A 14,269-nucleotide genomic window follows, 5' to 3' on the forward strand; every position below is an offset into this window, starting at 1 on the left:
TATATACAAAAAAACAGCTTTTTTAAAGGATTTTAAGATCTAAAAGAGAAAAATCTGCAAATTTTAACCTTTTATTTTTATAAAAAAATTTATTTTTGCAGAATTTGCTCAATCTCCTCTAAGCTTTTCCCTTTTGTCTCAGGTACATATCTAAGCACAAACCAAAAAGCTATAAGGCTAATTACTCCATAAAGAAGAAAAGATCCCCCAATTCCAATAGAAACTAATAAATTAGGGAATGTCAATGAAACAAAATAATTACAGAGCCAATTTACAAATGTAGCAAGAGTCATTGCTTTACCGCGTACCTTTAATGGATAAATCTCTGAGAGCAACACCCAGGTTATCGGGCCTAAACCAATAGCAAAAAAAGCAACATAAGTCATTAAACTAATGACAGCCATTTCATCAATTAATGAAGAGCGTAAAAAGGAAGTAATAGCAAGAGAGCATAAACTAACCACCATCCCTGCAATCCCTATCAAGAGCAACCTTCTTCTCCCTATACGATCTAATAGCCAAACAGATACAAGCGTGGCTAATACATTAATTACACCAATAGATAAAGTAGCAAATGTGGCGCTAATGGCAGACGTATACCCTGCTCCTTGAAAAATGCGAGGCGCGTAATAAATTACTGTATTAATCCCTGTAATTTGTTGAAAAGCACTAATGAAAAGCCCTATGAATAAAATAATGTGCAATTTAGAAGAAAATAAAAACTTCCAGACCCTTTTATTCCTGGAGCTAGCTGAATGTTTCATTTCATCAATATGGCTCTTCCAATCTTGATCTAAACGCAGTCTCTCTAAAACAATAATAGCAAGACGAGATTTGCCATTTTTAAAAAGCCAGCCGGGAGATTCTGGTGTAAAAAAAAGAGCAAGGAGTTGAATTGCAGCAGGAAGGCTGCCAATAATAAACATTTCTTGCCAATCTGCTTTTTTTGCATAAATATAATTAATAACATATGCTCCGAGAATTCCGAGCGTAATGAATAATTGATAAGCAGAAACAATCGCTCCTCTATGATTAGGAGGGGCAATTTCAGCCAGGTACAAAGGAGCTGTTACAGAAATAATCCCAACAGCTATTCCGCTAAACACACGTCCAAATAGCAACATAAAGTAAGAATGCGATTCTGCTGTAACCCAAGAGCCCAAAATAAATAAAACAGCTGTTAGCATAATCGTCCATTTACGTCCTAAACGATCAGCTAAATATCCTCCCATTAAGGCTCCTAAAAGAGCTCCTAATAAAATGATGCTAACTAATACTCCTTGTTCTGCAATAGATAGATGAAAAATCGGAGATAAAAAAATTAAAGCTCCCGAAATAATTGCCGTATGATACCCAAATAACAAGCCACCTAAACAAGCTATTGTCACAACAAAGATCATATATCTACTTAAACGCTGCTTATGAGCCATATTCTGCCTCTTTTTTTTGCAGTGTCTTTTTCATAAGTCGATGTGGAATGCCAATTTTTTCAATGGTAGGACCCTCCGATTGATAACCCATTTGCTGATAAAAACCTTCTACTTCTTTATACGCATAGAGATACACATAATAGATGCCTTTTTTCTCCAACCCTTTTTCTAATGTACAAAGTAATTTGCGGCCAAATCCCCTTCCTTGATATTCTTCACTCATGACCATTTGGTACATGCGTCCCCTAATTTCGCTCTCTGGAGAGAAGGAAACCGAGCCTACTACTTTTTTGCTATCTAAAGCAACCAGATGCAAACTGTTAATCTCTTCTGATATTTCCTCGGTTTCTGGAGCTAAACCAAGTGGTTTATGCAGCATTTCCCAACGTAACATCTTTGCTGAACTATATTCTACATTGTTAATAGTAATCCATTTGAATTTCATAAGACATACACTCCTTTTATAGATAAAGAGGCTCTCTTTTTGCACCATACAATAAAGTAGTATTTTTATAAAAAGAGGTAACTTTATTTGTTAACGAGCTCTGAGAAGAAAGCTCTTTAAATCATCCTCTTCTGGATGAAACAAAAAAGATAGGGTGATCTAGTGTTTGAATATGTTTGAAAAAGTAGTTGACGAAATAAGAATAAGAGCTACTCAGCAATAAAGAATTATAAAGCATTTTAAGCCAAACTCAGGCGATTTATTTCTTTATATCCAAAGCAAGTATTTCTTCTCTTTACATAAGACTAACTTGTTTTTTTCATACAACCATATTAAGCAAAGTTTTTTTCCCTAAGGATCGAATGACTCTTCCAATCAAATCATAATCAGCGACATCTGTTATTTCCACTTCGTATAGTTCAGGTACATTTTTTACCTTGCGAGCGTCATTGATAATTACCATACCATCAATTTCCGGCGCTTGCCCAGAAAACCTTCCACATAAAAGATAGGGTGAATCAGGATGAGTGCCTTCTATAATAACAGGTATTTTTTGCCCTATATATCTTTGATTCCTTTGAGCAATAAGCTGCATTTGCGCCTTCGCTACTTTCTCAAAACGAGCCTGTTTTACCTCTTCTGCTATATGGTCTGATAGCTTTGCAGAAGCGGATTGTTCTTCGCAGGAATACTTAAAAAGCCCAATATGATCGATAGGATGCTTTTGAATAAATTCAATAAGTTCATCCACTTCTTCTTCTGTTTCTGAAGGGAACCCAACCATTAAGCTTGTACGAATGACCACATTCGGAAGATTTTTTCGCAGTTTTTCTATTGTGTCAATAATCTGTTCCTTAGAGGTTTTTCGTTTCATAGCTTTTAAGATTCGATTACTAATATGCTGAATGGGCATATCTAAATAAGAGCAAATCCTCTTATCAGCTTTCATTAAAGCAATTAACTCATCTGTAATCTCATCAGGGTAAAGATATAATAATCGTAACCAAAAAAAGTCTTTTTCAGATAAAAGAAGAGAGATTACGCTCTCTAGTCCTTGTTTATCGATTAGGTCTTTGCCGTAGTCCCCTAAATCCTGAGCGATTAAAATGACTTCCTTTACTCCTTGAGAAATAAGAGCGCGAAATTCTTTAAGAATTTGAGGCATAGATTTACTACGCAGACGGCCTTTAATCTTGGGAATAATGCAAAAAGCACACTGTTTAGCACATCCTTCTGCTATTTTCAAATAAGCATAATGCTTTGGCGTAGATAGCTGCCTTGGTATCTCTCCCCATTCCAAATAGCTACGGGCATTAGATACCGCTTCTCCAGGATGATCAGCTAAAATAGCTTCTAAAATTTTCTCCACATCCCCAGAACCTAAAAAGTAATGAATGTAGGGAAATCGCTCCTTTAGTTGCTCTTTATGTTTTTGCACCATGCAGCCAGCTACAATGACCTTTGCCTCTATTTTTTTCTCTTGAAAAAAGTGATTTACTGAATCGATAGATTCTTGCCTAGCAGAGGCTAAAAATCCACAGGTATTAATCACTAGAAAATCCGCTTGATCAAGTTGGTCTGTAATCTGATAGCCAGCCTTGAGCACCATTCCTAACATAACCTCGGTATCTACTAGATTTCGGGCACATCCAAGACTGGTAAAGTGAATTTTGTTTTTTAACTTTCTTAGCTGAGAAGGATATTTCATGATATTTTCTTAAGTAAGTAGAAATTATCAATAAAAGCAACATTTCCTGCTAGCTCTTATTATTAAAAAAAATTTTTTATAAATGAATTGTATTAAAATTATATTAATAAAATAAATTGATTAAATTAATTCCAGTTAATTGAGATTTAATTTATAATTAATATCGTTTAAAACAATATTAAAGGAAATAATTATGACAACTTTAACACAAATAAATAGATTCACACCTTCTGCTCCTCCTCCATCATATCAAGAAGCAATGGGAATAAAGATCCAACCAACAGCTCCTGCTCAATCACTAGAAGACGCCCTGATAGAGCTTGGGCAAAGATCTAATAATGAACATATTAGGAATATTGCTAAAAATCATATAACTTCTAGGCAACCCAACCTAGCAACAAAAATTAAAACCTTTTTTACTGAAAAGTGGACTGTAGCTAAAGCATATCCCCAGGCAAGTGTAAATAATGTAAAAAATATTTTTAATTCTATTTATTACCACCCAGCCGTTCCTTACATAGGAGCTGGTCTATTAGGCACAGCTACAGGCTTATTAATGGGCTTAAGCATTCCTGCAGGGTTTATGCTAGGTGTTGCTGTAAAATTGGGAAGCACAGGTTTAGATGCCATTAACAGTGCTGCTAATCGAGTATTTAACTGGATTAAAGGTTCCAAGTCACAAATAGAAAGTACCTCACAATCCTCTTTTAACCAAACAGTTAGAATGATTCCCATTGCTGTTTTAAGCTTCTCTTTAGGATTAAACTCTTATAATCTTGCTTTAGCTGCTAAAATTGCTGCTGCTGCTGTGGTTATTGGAGCGGGAGCTTTTACACTAGGAACTACTCTACAAGTGCAATAGAACTTTAAGTTTAATTGAGGTTTTTTTGAAAAATCGCTGTATTTAATCTTTGATTATCCTACTATAAGTTGATCTTTTTAAGAATATAGATCGGCTTTTTTATTCAAAAATTTTTTTAAAATTAAGCAATAAAAGTTGTCAATCTTTAATAAAATACCACTTTAACCAAGGAGAAATTATATGGCCGCCTCAGCAAGCTTACCATTTTTAAATCAGCCATTTACAACATCTTTTAATAAGCAGACTACTATAAAGGATTATCTAATCGGTCAAACCGCCTTTAGTACAGCCTTTGGATTTTTTGTTTGTCGCCTTCCTTTTTTTCAATCAGCAGCATTAGGCTTGGCAACTGAAGGTTGTCGATATATAACAGACAAAGCAATTGCGCAACTTTCTAATAAACTCCCTTTGATTAAAGAGAATAAAACAGCTGTAAAAACAGCTTTGGTTTCTGGATCATTTTTTCTAGCAAAAATGGCGATTAATACAATCCTTCCAGGATCTTCAACTCTTCTTAGAGCTGCTCTTTTAATGAGTGCTACTTATTTAGCGGCAGAGCCGATAGCTACAAGAATTTACCAGGCATATACTGAAGAAGGCAAGACGGTTAAACAGTCTATTATAGACATTAAAACTGATATCTGCAGACAATATCCAACTGCAACGCAAAAAATAGCTAATCTATGGAATCAGTTCTTCGGATCTAACGGAAATAGTTTAGGTGGCGATGGTACTTAACAACTCTTAGTTACTTGTATCTTAAAAGCTCATCTTGTTATAATAAGGTGAGCTTTGTTTTTTCAACTAATTCTCAGTAAAAGCTCTTTTTATATTATCTAGTTTTTGTTTTTATTATAATTATAGATTAGGATTTTTTATGCTGTCTTTTGACATGACTGTGAAAACACCTGATAATCAAGAAAAATCTCTTAGAAGATACGTAACAGAACAAGCAATTATCGGGTTTGCAATAGGAAGATTCTTTTATTGTCTATGTCCTTTATCAGGAGCTCTTTTAGGAGCTGCTGCCGCTGGATCTCATGTAATCAGAGAAAGGGAAATTTTAGAAAAGCTTCCAGACCCTTTTAAGAGTCCTTTGCTAAAAATCAATGATACCATAAACAAAACAGCCTTATTAGTTGCTGGTTTTTTCACTTCTATATTATGCATAAGTTTACTAATAGCTCCTCCTCTCTGCTTTCTCAAAGCAGCTGTTATCATGGGATATGTTCACAACATGGGAGAAGAGACTTTTAATAAAATACATGAGCTTTTCATAAATGCATGTTCAAAAATAAAATTTATAGAAAAAGAAAAGGAGCCTTTGCCAAAAAAACCCATTTGATTATCCTAGCTTAGAACGAAACCTCTTATGCAAGGATGTTAGCTTTCATTATTTATCCTTTATTGAAAAAAACATCTACTTTAGTTAGTTCTCTTTTAGCTGTAATTACAGTGACGTTTTTTTTAATGCATTCTATTCCAGGTAGTCCTTTTGCGGATGATAAGTTAGATGCTGAAATTTTAAAAACTCTTGCTACCCACTATGGCCTAGATCAACCTTTATGGTTACAATATATAAAGTATTTAAAAAATATTTGTGTATTTGATCTAGGTCCTTCTCTTCACTACCAAGGAAGAGCCGTAAAAGATGTCATTATTAATGGATTTCCTACATCTTTTGTACTAGGTTTAGAGGCTATGACGCTCGCTATTTTAGCAGGTACAGGATTAGGAATGGTTTCTGCAGCAAATCATCTTAAATGGCAAGACTGTGTAAGTATGCTCTTTGCTACTTTTTGTATGTCTTTACCTAGTTTTATTTTGGCAACCCTCCTACAGTTCGTTTTTGCTATGAAACTTGACTTGTTACCAGTAGCTCGTTGGGGTAGTTTTGCACAAAGTATTATGCCAGCTCTATCCCTTGCTGCTTTGCCAACAGCTTTTATAGCCAGGCTTACTAGAGTAAATCTCATCGAAGCCATGCAACAAGATTATATCTTAACTGCTAGAGCAAAAGGGTTAAGTCAAATGCAAATCATCTATAAGCATGCCCTGCGTAACGCCATCTTCCCTGTTCTTTCTTATTTAGCACCTCTTTCAGCAAATATTTTTATCGGAAGCTTTGCCATTGAGAGAGTTTTTGCTATCCCTGGTTTAGGTCACTCTTTTGTACAAAGTATTATTAATCGCGATTATTCGATGATTATGGGACTAACCATTTTTTATAGCTGTATTCTATTGCTAGCTGTTTGGCTAATTGATACAATTTATCTATTCTTAGACCCCAGGTTAAAAGACAGATGAATACAGACGAACTATTTACCCCTTTAACTGCTATAGAAAGAGATCTATTGCTTGATGAAAAAGAAGAAATGCCAAGTACTTCCTCTTTATGCCTAACCTGGGGTCAACTCGTTAAAAAAAAATCTGCTTTGTTAGGACTATCTCTTTTAATTTTACTCATGATCATGGCTGTTATCGGACCTTATCTTTCTCCTTACAAATACTATGAGATTAATCTTCCTCTGAGAAATCAGCCTCCTTGTCGCAATTATTGGTTTGGAACAGATGATCTTGGAAGAGATCTATTCACAAGGTGTTGGTGGGGAGCTAGGATCTCTTTTTTTGTAGGCATCTCTGCTTCTACCATCGACTTAATCATAGGCGTACTCTACGGGGTATGTGCTGGATTTTTAGGTAAAAAAATAGAAATGCGTATGATGCGCATGTTAGACATCTTTTATTCTATTCCCTATTTACTATTCATCATTTTGCTAATTACAGTCATTGGCTCGGGGGTATTTACCATTATTCTTTCTTTGGCCTTAATAGGCTGGGTCAATATGGCTCGTATTGTACGTAGCCAAATACTACAAATTAAGCAACAAGGATATGTTCAAGCAGCTTTGGCTTTGGGTGCTACTCGTTGGCATATCATGCGTAGGCATTTAATTCCTAATGCAGTAGGCTCCATTATGGTGACTTTGACCCTTACGGTTCCTTGGGCTATTTTTGTAGAGGCTTTTTTAAGTTTTCTGGGATTAGGAGTACAAGCTCCTACTGCTAGCCTAGGAATGATGATCCACGATAGTTTATATGCAATTCGTTATTACCCTTGGCGCCTAATTGTTCCATCTGCTTGTATTAGCTTAAGCTTATTGAGCTTAAACTTATTAGCAGAGGGCTTAAGAGAAGTGCTTAACCCAAGACATATGCAATGAAACAACCTTTGCTTACTGTTAAAAACTTAAGTGTCCAATTTTCCGACAAAGATAAATGCATACATGCAGTTCGCGATGTCTCTTTTGCATTAACTACAAACCAAATCTTAGCAGTTGTAGGAGAGTCAGGTTGTGGAAAAACAACATTAGCAAAAGCAATCATCGCTTTACTTCCTCCGGAAAAAACCGCTATTCAAGGACAAATTTACTATCAAGATCAACCTCTTCTTCCCTATGTAGAAAAAAAAATGCAAACGATTAGAGGTAGGCGTATTGCCATGGTTTTTCAAGACCCTATGACCTCATTAAACCCAACCATTCCCATCGGTAAACAGCTTAAAGAAGGCTATCTACACCATTTTCCCCATGCTTCTATGCAAGAGGCTCAAGAAAAATCTTTAAATCTATTAGAAGAAGTAGGCATTACTAACCCTAAGCAGTGCCTCTCTAGTTACCCTCATATGTTAAGCGGAGGTATGCGTCAAAGAGTAATCATTGCCATTGCATTGATTTGTGCTCCGCAGATTTTAATTGCTGATGAACCAACAACGGCTTTAGACCTAACCATTCAAGCACAAATTCTCGAACTACTTAAGAAAATACAAATAAAAAGAGAGATGAGCATTTTGTGGATTACCCATGATTTATCTATAGTTTCTCAATTTTGTAACCATGTAATGGTAATGTATGCAGGACAAGTGATAGAAAGTAGCAATACCCAAAAACTCTTCTCTTCTCCTTTGCATCCTTACACACAAAGGCTACTACAAACATTGCCTCAATCCCGCTTAACCCCTTTCGATCCCATTGCTGGCTTCCCTCCTGATTTAAGCACCGTATTCCCTGGGTGTAGCTTTTGTCCTCGCTGCGACCAATCCATGCGCATTTGCCTTTCCCAAATGCCAGCTTTAAAAGAAATCAAGCAAGATCAATTATGCGCTTGCTTTCGATATGACCCGAGGAGAAAACCATGAGTCTTATGCAGGTTAAGGCTTTATCCAAGCGATTTCTACTGAAAAAAGGCTATACCCAAGCATTCTCAGATCTTTCTTTTTCTATCTTGCCTCAAGAGACTCTTGGACTAATTGGAGAAAGCGGATCAGGCAAATCCACTTTAGGGAAGTGTTTACTACGTTTAGAAGAACCTACTTCTGGAGGAGTATGTTTTAAAAATCAAGATCTACTAAAATTTTCTAAAAAGCAATTATTTAATTTTCGGCGTAAAGCGCAAATTATCCTACAAGATCCTTATGCCTCTTTAAATCCAAAAATGACTGCAGCTGAAGTTATCATGGAGCCTTTGGAAATTCACTGTAAGTACGTTAAAGAGGTTAATCGACAGCTGGCTTATGAAGCATTTATTCGTGTAGGGTTACACGCTAGTTCTTTCAATCGCCTCCCTCACGAATTTTCAGGAGGTCAAAGACAAAGAATTGCTATTGCGCGAGCTCTGATATTAAATCCTGCTTTTATTGTATGTGATGAACCCATTTCAGCTTTAGATATATCGACTCAAGCGCAAATTATTACCCTGCTAAAAAAATTGCAAGAAGAGTTGCATATCAGTTATCTATTTATTGCTCATAATCTTAATATGGTGAGGCATATCTCTCATCGAGTAGCTGTTATGTATCTAGGAAATTTTGTAGAACTTGCACCCACAGAAGATCTGTATCAAAACCCTTTACATCCCTATACTCAGGCTCTATTTTCTACTATGCCAGGATCTTCTTTTCAAAAAGCTAAACCTACAATTAGCTCTGCTATTTCTTCAGGCTGCCCTTTTGCAACTCGCTGTCCCTATGCTACAAAAATTTGCTCCCAAGAAAAACCTATGTGGAAAGAAAAACATTTAGGGCATTTTGTCGCATGCCATTTACACTAATGAATCCGTCATGCATACCCAAACACGACAAGGAGCTAAGCGTAATACCTTTCCAATAATGGTTCCTAAGCCTACTTCATCAAAAGGTTGTCCAGCACCAATTACAATTAAGTCGTATTTTCCTTTTCTTGCCGCCTCTAAAATAGCATCTGGGATAGATCTAGAAGAAACAACCATTAGTTCAATATCCATATTGCGCTCTCGTGCAATGGCTTCTGCTCTTTTTAATACAGCCTCTGCCATTGCTAAACGTCTGGGAACCATCATATCTAAAGGAAGAGAAGAGGCAATTTCAATAACTTGCAATGCAGTAATTTCTGCCCCGTGCAATTTAGCGAAATCACAAGCAATCTGAACAGTTTCTGTTTGAATTCCTCCTCTTGTAGCTACTAAAATTTGCTTAATTTCCAAAGGTTTGTAAGAAGGAACAAAAACCTCTTCAATCATCAATTGACCAGCGGGTTTTAATTTACGTTTTTTACGATAATAAAAATACATTGCAATTCCTAACATCATCCAGACAGAACCTAAATACCTTCCTTCAGGCTTTGTAAATACAATTAAACACCATACACCCAAAGTAGATAAAGCTCCTATAATAGATGGAATAGGGATCGAATATCCTTTAATACGCAGATTAAAGGGAACTCGAAAAGAACGTTGTGCATCTGGCTTCTTGATCCTTAAAACGATTAAAGAAAGATGGGTGAAAAAAAAAGCAATCATTGCTCCAAAATTGTATAGATCAGCAAGAAAGTCCATCTTTCCTCTGCTTGAAAAAACAACAATGCAAGCTAAAACGCTAAAAAAAATTAGAGGAACGATCGGCGTACGCAATCGAGAATGAACACGATTAAATAAACGAGGCAATTGATAATACTGACTTAAATTAAAAGAAAGACGAGAGGCTCCTAGTAAATTAGCGTTTGCAGCTCCTATTAAAACCGCTGCCGCTAATCCTGCTATAATAGGAGCAAAAAACCAGTGGCCAAAAGGCAGAGCGTTTACAATCGCAGCAAAGGGGTTGGAAAGATATGTTGTTCCCAATTCTCTGGGAGGAACAGCAGAAAAAGTGACTAATAAAATACCTGCATACACTACGATTAGCACAACAGTAGCAAGTAAAATCGCACGAGGAACCGTTTTAGCTGGCCTTTCTGCTTCTGCAGAAAGTTGCGCAATAGATTCAATCCCTGTAAAAGCAACCATAGCCATAGCTGTTCCTTTCCAAAAATCAGGCCAAGAAGCAGACCAATTTACAAAAGGAATGCCAATCTGTAACTGCTCAGTGAATCGAGTAAGATTTAAAATAGTATCCAAACCAACTGCAATAATAGCTAATTGTATCAGAATAGTAAGGCTAGATAAAACTAGCCCGATTAAAGTTGACCCCTTTACTCCTAAGATATTGATCACACATAAAATGGTAATAAGAGCTGCTGTAAATAAAATCTGGACGAAAACATCAGAAAGGTCCACGAAAAAAAAGCTTAAATAAGGAGCTACGGCAAAAGCGGAAATCGCAATAGCTACGATATAGTCTAATAATAAACCCCAACCAGCAATAAAAGAGACCAAATCATTAAAAGCATGCCTAGCATAGCTAGCTGATCCTCCTGATTCATGAAAAATAGAAGTCATTTCCGCATAGCTAAGTGCTGTACATACAAAAACAATCCCTGCTAATCCAAGAGCTATAGGAGTTGCCCCCAAAGCAAATAAAGCAGTGACTCCCAGAGCATAGTAAATCGAAGAGCCTAAATCTCCGTAGCCTATAGCAAATAGCTCAAATACGCCCAAAACCCTCTTAAACGTATTTTTATGTAATTGAGCAATCGTTTGCCTTAAACCGCTACCTTCTTGCATAATTCACCTTCTTTCTTAAGGTATGGACTATCTGAGTTTTTAACAACTATTACATGAATTGTAATAAGGTTAACGCAATTATTTCTTAAACAACTTAAACTTTATCTTATTGTTTTATCATGAACTTCAAAACTCATTGCATAACACATCTTTTCTACTGTCGTTTTTCTTTTCTCTTAAAACCTATCGGTTTAAAAAAAGTTTACAAAATAAACTCCCCAACACGGCCAAATCAGAAAACCGATAAAATCTAAAGTAGGTCCCTTATGACATCTTCTGCAACTTTTTCTAGGAATTCATAGAGTTCCATTCAATTTTCTTTCATCTGTTCCTTAGAGAATAAAAGTTTCTTAAAGAGCATTTTAACTTTGCATCAACAAAGTAAAAAAAAATTGACTTTTTGTATTTCAGTGTGCCATCTTTTTATCTCTTGATTCTTTTAAGACTTAAGATCAAACGCTTTTTTATAAAAGTGTAATTGTATGAGGAGTATTGATATGGAAACCCCAAAGCAAATCCCAGAAACGTTTTCGGTAGAGCAAGCATTTAATCTTAATATATTTTTTCTTCTTGGCATTTGGCCTTTAGTGAAGCCCAAAGTGATCGAAGAATAGCAAAAATCAGGATTCTATTCTTTTTTCTTTATAGATATTTGCTCTACTTATGATTGCTATGCTGAATGGAATGAAGCAATACGTCTTATGTTGCATATTCCAAAGGAAGAGCAAAAAACGCTGCAACTTACCTTACCTGAAGTTTTCTCTTGTACTATAGAATTTTGTAAAATTTTCAACAAGTACTTTAATACCAAGATTGGATATCCAATTGATCTTCTAGAATCTATGAGAAAGGATCCTGAAAGTTATAAAAGAGAATGGGCGATTTGGCAGGGAATGGTTACAAAAATTACAAACGACTTTATGAATAAGGAAAATTATTTTAATTGGTTAGATCAGCTTTGTCCATGGAAAGCAGAATGAATACATTTTTTTAAGTAGGAAAAACTTTTATGACATCTCCTATCTCTTCTATTAGGGAGTTATCTTTCCAAACAAATTCTTCTTTTTCTTCCACTCAAAAGTTATCAGATCATTCTCAAAAACTCATTTCTCTATTTAGAGGAATGTTCCCTATCTCCAATGAAACTACCGATTACCATTGCTGGTAGGGATCTTTCTAATGATGTTCGTCATAGAATAATAGACTTTTTTTATTCTACAAACTCTTATCAAAAAAGGAGTGGATCTTTTTATTAAAGATTCTTCAAGGGTGGACAGCACTGCATTACGCAGCAGCAGTTGGGGATTTTGCAGCTTTAGTTCTTCTGCTAGAGGCAGAAAAAGGCCTGGTCAACATTCCTGCTTTGAACGGAGAAACACCGTTATACCTAGCTGTACAGAAAAACCATCTTTCTTGTGTAAAAATGTTATTGGAAGTAGGAGCGGACCTTTCTCTAAAGCCGATGCACGGATGGAACGTTCTCATGAGCGCCATGCATAACGGTCATGAAGAGTTAGAATCTTCTTGGCGTGGAGGAAAAACAGCTCTACACTTTGCGATTGAAATGCAGATGGGAAAATTGTTAGAAGAGCTTTTACACCATGGAGTGGATAGAAATCGAATCTATAACGGACAAACACCGCTTTCTTTAGCAAGGGATCAGAACTGGCAAAAAGGTATTGGTCTGCTTCATGCAGAAAATAGAGAGAAGCAAAATTCTTGGTGCTCGGTGATGTAAAGTGTTTTTTTGGTGATCCTAAACAAGTAGCGATTATCTAAGTCTTAATTTATAGATAAGGATATATTATAGTAGTTTGAATTTAAAATTTCCATTAACTACACACTTGTAAAAAAGATTGATCAATAGCTTCTGCAAGGTTTGAATATCAGGTTAAGGCTTCTTTTACTCTTTTCTTAAAATGTGCCCAAAACTTTTCGATAGGATTCAAATCAGGAGAATAGGGAGGCAAAAATAATACTTCGCATCTAGCTCTTTTAATGATTTCTAAACTCTCTTTGGACTTATGAAAACTCGCATTATCCAAAATAACTACTTGTCCAGGTTTTAGCTCAGGGATGAGTATTTGTTCGAGCCACATGTTAAACAACTGGGTATTACATGTTCCTGTATAACAAAAGGGTGCTAAAATATTTGATCGATTCTTAGCTGCTATAAAACTTTCTCTGTGATAACGATTTCCTGATACAGCCCCATACGCTTTTTCCCCTCTGGGTGCTCTCGCATTCTTCCTTTGAAGATATTCATTAATCCCACTTTCATCGACATAAACTCGATCTTCTTCAGCAATTTCCTCTACTCTCTTTTCTCATCATCTCTTTCTTGATAGAAGGGCGTCTTTTTTTTAAAGTAATCTTTAGTCTTTTACATGCATAAAAGACCGCAGTTATCGTTACTCCAAAGCATTCGGCTATTTCTTTTAAGTAGCTATCCGGATTCTCTTGAAGATACGCTTTTAGCTTTTCTCCTTCAATTTTATTAGGACGTCTTTTTCTTGTTTTATTAGGAGCTAAGCGCCTTTGTTCTTTTCTCTTGATCCAATTAAATATGCTACGCGCCGTCACTCCAAAGATCTGACTTGCTTCTTCTTTTGAATTGCCTTTCTCTATATAGTCTAATGCTTTTTTTCTTAAATCATAGGAATATGCCATGTAAGCATCATACTTCTTTGTCGTGAAAGTTTAAAGTTAAATTGCTATATATTACGATCCAAAACCACTGGAGCTATAAATGAAGATCTCTTGCTCTAACTGCTATTCACATGCCGTAAGAAAAAATGGTTCTATCCACACAGGAAAACAAAAATATCTATGTGTTTCTTAGCATAAGC

General features: G+C 35.9%; 17 protein-coding genes and 1 pseudogene. 12 read left to right on the plus strand and 6 right to left on the minus strand.

What is annotated here, in order from left to right:
* Positions 1 to 89: 89 nt before the first annotated feature.
* From RHAB15C_RS03770 to rimO, 3 genes are all read right to left on the minus strand, one after another.
* A complete protein-coding gene (locus RHAB15C_RS03770) occupies positions 90 to 1,430 on the minus strand; it encodes a sugar porter family MFS transporter (protein ID WP_194844663.1) in 1,341 nt (446 codons plus the stop codon).
* A complete protein-coding gene (locus RHAB15C_RS03775) occupies positions 1,420 to 1,875 on the minus strand; it encodes a GNAT family N-acetyltransferase (RefSeq protein WP_194844662.1) in 456 nt (151 codons plus the stop codon). The genes RHAB15C_RS03770 and RHAB15C_RS03775 overlap by 11 nt, the downstream gene beginning before the upstream one ends.
* 319 nt (positions 1,876 to 2,194) lie before the next feature.
* Entirely contained in the window at positions 2,195 to 3,583 is a 1,389-nt protein-coding gene (gene rimO / locus RHAB15C_RS03780; protein ID WP_194844661.1) for a 30S ribosomal protein S12 methylthiotransferase RimO, read from the minus strand.
* Between the two features lie 193 nt (positions 3,584 to 3,776).
* Here rimO and RHAB15C_RS03785 point away from each other — a divergent pair, with 193 nt between their 5' ends.
* From RHAB15C_RS03785 to RHAB15C_RS03815, 7 genes are all read left to right on the plus strand, one after another.
* Entirely contained in the window at positions 3,777 to 4,445 is a 669-nt protein-coding gene (locus RHAB15C_RS03785; protein WP_194844660.1) for a hypothetical protein, read from the plus strand.
* A gap of 180 nt (positions 4,446 to 4,625) precedes the next feature.
* Entirely contained in the window at positions 4,626 to 5,183 is a 558-nt protein-coding gene (locus tag RHAB15C_RS03790) for a hypothetical protein (protein WP_194844659.1), read from the plus strand.
* A gap of 139 nt (positions 5,184 to 5,322) precedes the next feature.
* Complete coding sequence (locus RHAB15C_RS03795) at positions 5,323 to 5,790, plus strand: hypothetical protein (protein WP_194844658.1); 468 nt, start codon at positions 5,323 to 5,325, stop codon at positions 5,788 to 5,790.
* A gap of 35 nt (positions 5,791 to 5,825) precedes the next feature.
* The gene (locus tag RHAB15C_RS03800) at positions 5,826 to 6,752 is read left to right on the plus strand and encodes an ABC transporter permease (RefSeq protein WP_194844657.1); all 927 of its coding nucleotides are present in this window, start codon (positions 5,826 to 5,828) and stop codon (positions 6,750 to 6,752) included.
* Positions 6,749 to 7,669, plus strand: a complete 921-nt coding sequence (locus RHAB15C_RS03805; RefSeq protein ID WP_194844656.1) for an ABC transporter permease — start codon at positions 6,749 to 6,751, stop codon at positions 7,667 to 7,669. The genes RHAB15C_RS03800 and RHAB15C_RS03805 overlap by 4 nt, the downstream gene beginning before the upstream one ends.
* Entirely contained in the window at positions 7,666 to 8,643 is a 978-nt protein-coding gene (locus RHAB15C_RS03810; RefSeq protein WP_194844655.1) for an ABC transporter ATP-binding protein, read from the plus strand. The genes RHAB15C_RS03805 and RHAB15C_RS03810 overlap by 4 nt, the downstream gene beginning before the upstream one ends.
* The gene (locus RHAB15C_RS03815) at positions 8,640 to 9,554 is read left to right on the plus strand and encodes an ABC transporter ATP-binding protein (protein WP_194844654.1); all 915 of its coding nucleotides are present in this window, start codon (positions 8,640 to 8,642) and stop codon (positions 9,552 to 9,554) included. The genes RHAB15C_RS03810 and RHAB15C_RS03815 overlap by 4 nt, the downstream gene beginning before the upstream one ends.
* On the opposite strand, the gene RHAB15C_RS03820 is transcribed toward RHAB15C_RS03815, so the two are convergent.
* Positions 9,546 to 11,420 (minus strand): universal stress protein, encoded by a 1,875-nt coding sequence (locus tag RHAB15C_RS03820; protein WP_194844653.1) that lies wholly within the window; start codon positions 11,418 to 11,420, stop codon positions 9,546 to 9,548. The two genes, RHAB15C_RS03815 and RHAB15C_RS03820, sit on opposite strands and share 9 nt — an antisense overlap.
* A 701-nt stretch (positions 11,421 to 12,121) precedes the next feature.
* Between RHAB15C_RS03820 and RHAB15C_RS03825 the strand changes: the two genes are divergently transcribed.
* The 4 genes and pseudogenes from RHAB15C_RS03825 to RHAB15C_RS07380 all read left to right on the plus strand — a co-directional run bounded on the left by RHAB15C_RS03825 (position 12,122) and on the right by RHAB15C_RS07380 (position 13,158).
* The gene (locus RHAB15C_RS03825; protein WP_194844652.1) at positions 12,122 to 12,400 is read left to right on the plus strand and encodes a hypothetical protein; all 279 of its coding nucleotides are present in this window, start codon (positions 12,122 to 12,124) and stop codon (positions 12,398 to 12,400) included.
* 29 nt (positions 12,401 to 12,429) lie between these two features.
* Entirely contained in the window at positions 12,430 to 12,588 is a 159-nt protein-coding gene (locus RHAB15C_RS03830; protein WP_194844651.1) for a hypothetical protein, read from the plus strand.
* 63 nt (positions 12,589 to 12,651) lie between these two features.
* Positions 12,652 to 12,921 (plus strand): annotated as a pseudogene (locus RHAB15C_RS07375) (ankyrin repeat domain-containing protein); the annotation flags it as partial.
* Complete coding sequence (locus RHAB15C_RS07380; RefSeq protein ID WP_320412562.1) at positions 12,913 to 13,158, plus strand: ankyrin repeat domain-containing protein; 246 nt, start codon at positions 12,913 to 12,915, stop codon at positions 13,156 to 13,158. The pseudogene RHAB15C_RS07375 and the gene RHAB15C_RS07380, both read left to right, overlap by 9 nt.
* 148 nt (positions 13,159 to 13,306) lie before the next feature.
* Here RHAB15C_RS07380 and RHAB15C_RS03840 read toward each other — a convergent pair whose 3' ends face one another.
* A complete protein-coding gene (locus RHAB15C_RS03840; protein ID WP_220716085.1) occupies positions 13,307 to 13,729 on the minus strand; it encodes an IS630 family transposase in 423 nt (140 codons plus the stop codon).
* Positions 13,722 to 14,090 (minus strand): IS630 transposase-related protein, encoded by a 369-nt coding sequence (locus RHAB15C_RS03845; RefSeq protein WP_220716025.1) that lies wholly within the window; start codon positions 14,088 to 14,090, stop codon positions 13,722 to 13,724. Before RHAB15C_RS03845 ends, RHAB15C_RS03840 begins: the two co-directional genes overlap by 8 nt.
* A gap of 79 nt (positions 14,091 to 14,169) precedes the next feature.
* Between RHAB15C_RS03845 and RHAB15C_RS07505 the strand changes: the two genes are divergently transcribed.
* Positions 14,170 to 14,262: a transposase-like zinc-binding domain-containing protein gene (locus RHAB15C_RS07505; RefSeq protein WP_434062076.1), complete on the plus strand. Its 93-nt coding sequence runs from the start codon at positions 14,170 to 14,172 to the stop codon at positions 14,260 to 14,262.
* The last annotated feature ends 7 nt before the right edge of the window (positions 14,263 to 14,269 follow it).

This window comes from Candidatus Rhabdochlamydia porcellionis, from assembly GCF_015356815.2.
GTDB classification, from domain to species: domain Bacteria; phylum Chlamydiota; class Chlamydiia; order Chlamydiales; family Rhabdochlamydiaceae; genus Rhabdochlamydia; species Rhabdochlamydia porcellionis.

Bases quoted from the DNA above. Each gene is read 5' to 3' on its own strand.
- RHAB15C_RS03770 (WP_194844663.1), bottom strand. From the start codon at position 1,430: ATGGCTCATAAGCAGCGTTTAAGTAGATATATGATCTTTGTTGTGACA.
- RHAB15C_RS03775 (WP_194844662.1), bottom strand. From the start codon at position 1,875: ATGAAATTCAAATGGATTACTATTAACAATGTAGAATATAGTTCAGCA.
- rimO (WP_194844661.1), bottom strand. From the start codon at position 3,583: ATGAAATATCCTTCTCAGCTAAGAAAGTTAAAAAACAAAATTCACTTT.
- RHAB15C_RS03785 (WP_194844660.1), top strand. From the start codon at position 3,777: ATGACAACTTTAACACAAATAAATAGATTCACACCTTCTGCTCCTCCT.
- RHAB15C_RS03790 (WP_194844659.1), top strand. From the start codon at position 4,626: ATGGCCGCCTCAGCAAGCTTACCATTTTTAAATCAGCCATTTACAACA.
- RHAB15C_RS03795 (WP_194844658.1), top strand. From the start codon at position 5,323: ATGCTGTCTTTTGACATGACTGTGAAAACACCTGATAATCAAGAAAAA.
- RHAB15C_RS03800 (WP_194844657.1), top strand. From the start codon at position 5,826: ATGTTAGCTTTCATTATTTATCCTTTATTGAAAAAAACATCTACTTTA.
- RHAB15C_RS03805 (WP_194844656.1), top strand. From the start codon at position 6,749: ATGAATACAGACGAACTATTTACCCCTTTAACTGCTATAGAAAGAGAT.
- RHAB15C_RS03810 (WP_194844655.1), top strand. From the start codon at position 7,666: ATGAAACAACCTTTGCTTACTGTTAAAAACTTAAGTGTCCAATTTTCC.
- RHAB15C_RS03815 (WP_194844654.1), top strand. From the start codon at position 8,640: ATGAGTCTTATGCAGGTTAAGGCTTTATCCAAGCGATTTCTACTGAAA.
- RHAB15C_RS03820 (WP_194844653.1), bottom strand. From the start codon at position 11,420: ATGCAAGAAGGTAGCGGTTTAAGGCAAACGATTGCTCAATTACATAAA.
- RHAB15C_RS03825 (WP_194844652.1), top strand. From the start codon at position 12,122: ATGTTGCATATTCCAAAGGAAGAGCAAAAAACGCTGCAACTTACCTTA.
- RHAB15C_RS03830 (WP_194844651.1), top strand. From the start codon at position 12,430: ATGACATCTCCTATCTCTTCTATTAGGGAGTTATCTTTCCAAACAAAT.
- RHAB15C_RS07380 (WP_320412562.1), top strand. From the start codon at position 12,913: ATGCATAACGGTCATGAAGAGTTAGAATCTTCTTGGCGTGGAGGAAAA.
- RHAB15C_RS03845 (WP_220716025.1), bottom strand. From the start codon at position 14,090: ATGGCATATTCCTATGATTTAAGAAAAAAAGCATTAGACTATATAGAG.
- RHAB15C_RS07505 (WP_434062076.1), top strand. From the start codon at position 14,170: ATGAAGATCTCTTGCTCTAACTGCTATTCACATGCCGTAAGAAAAAAT.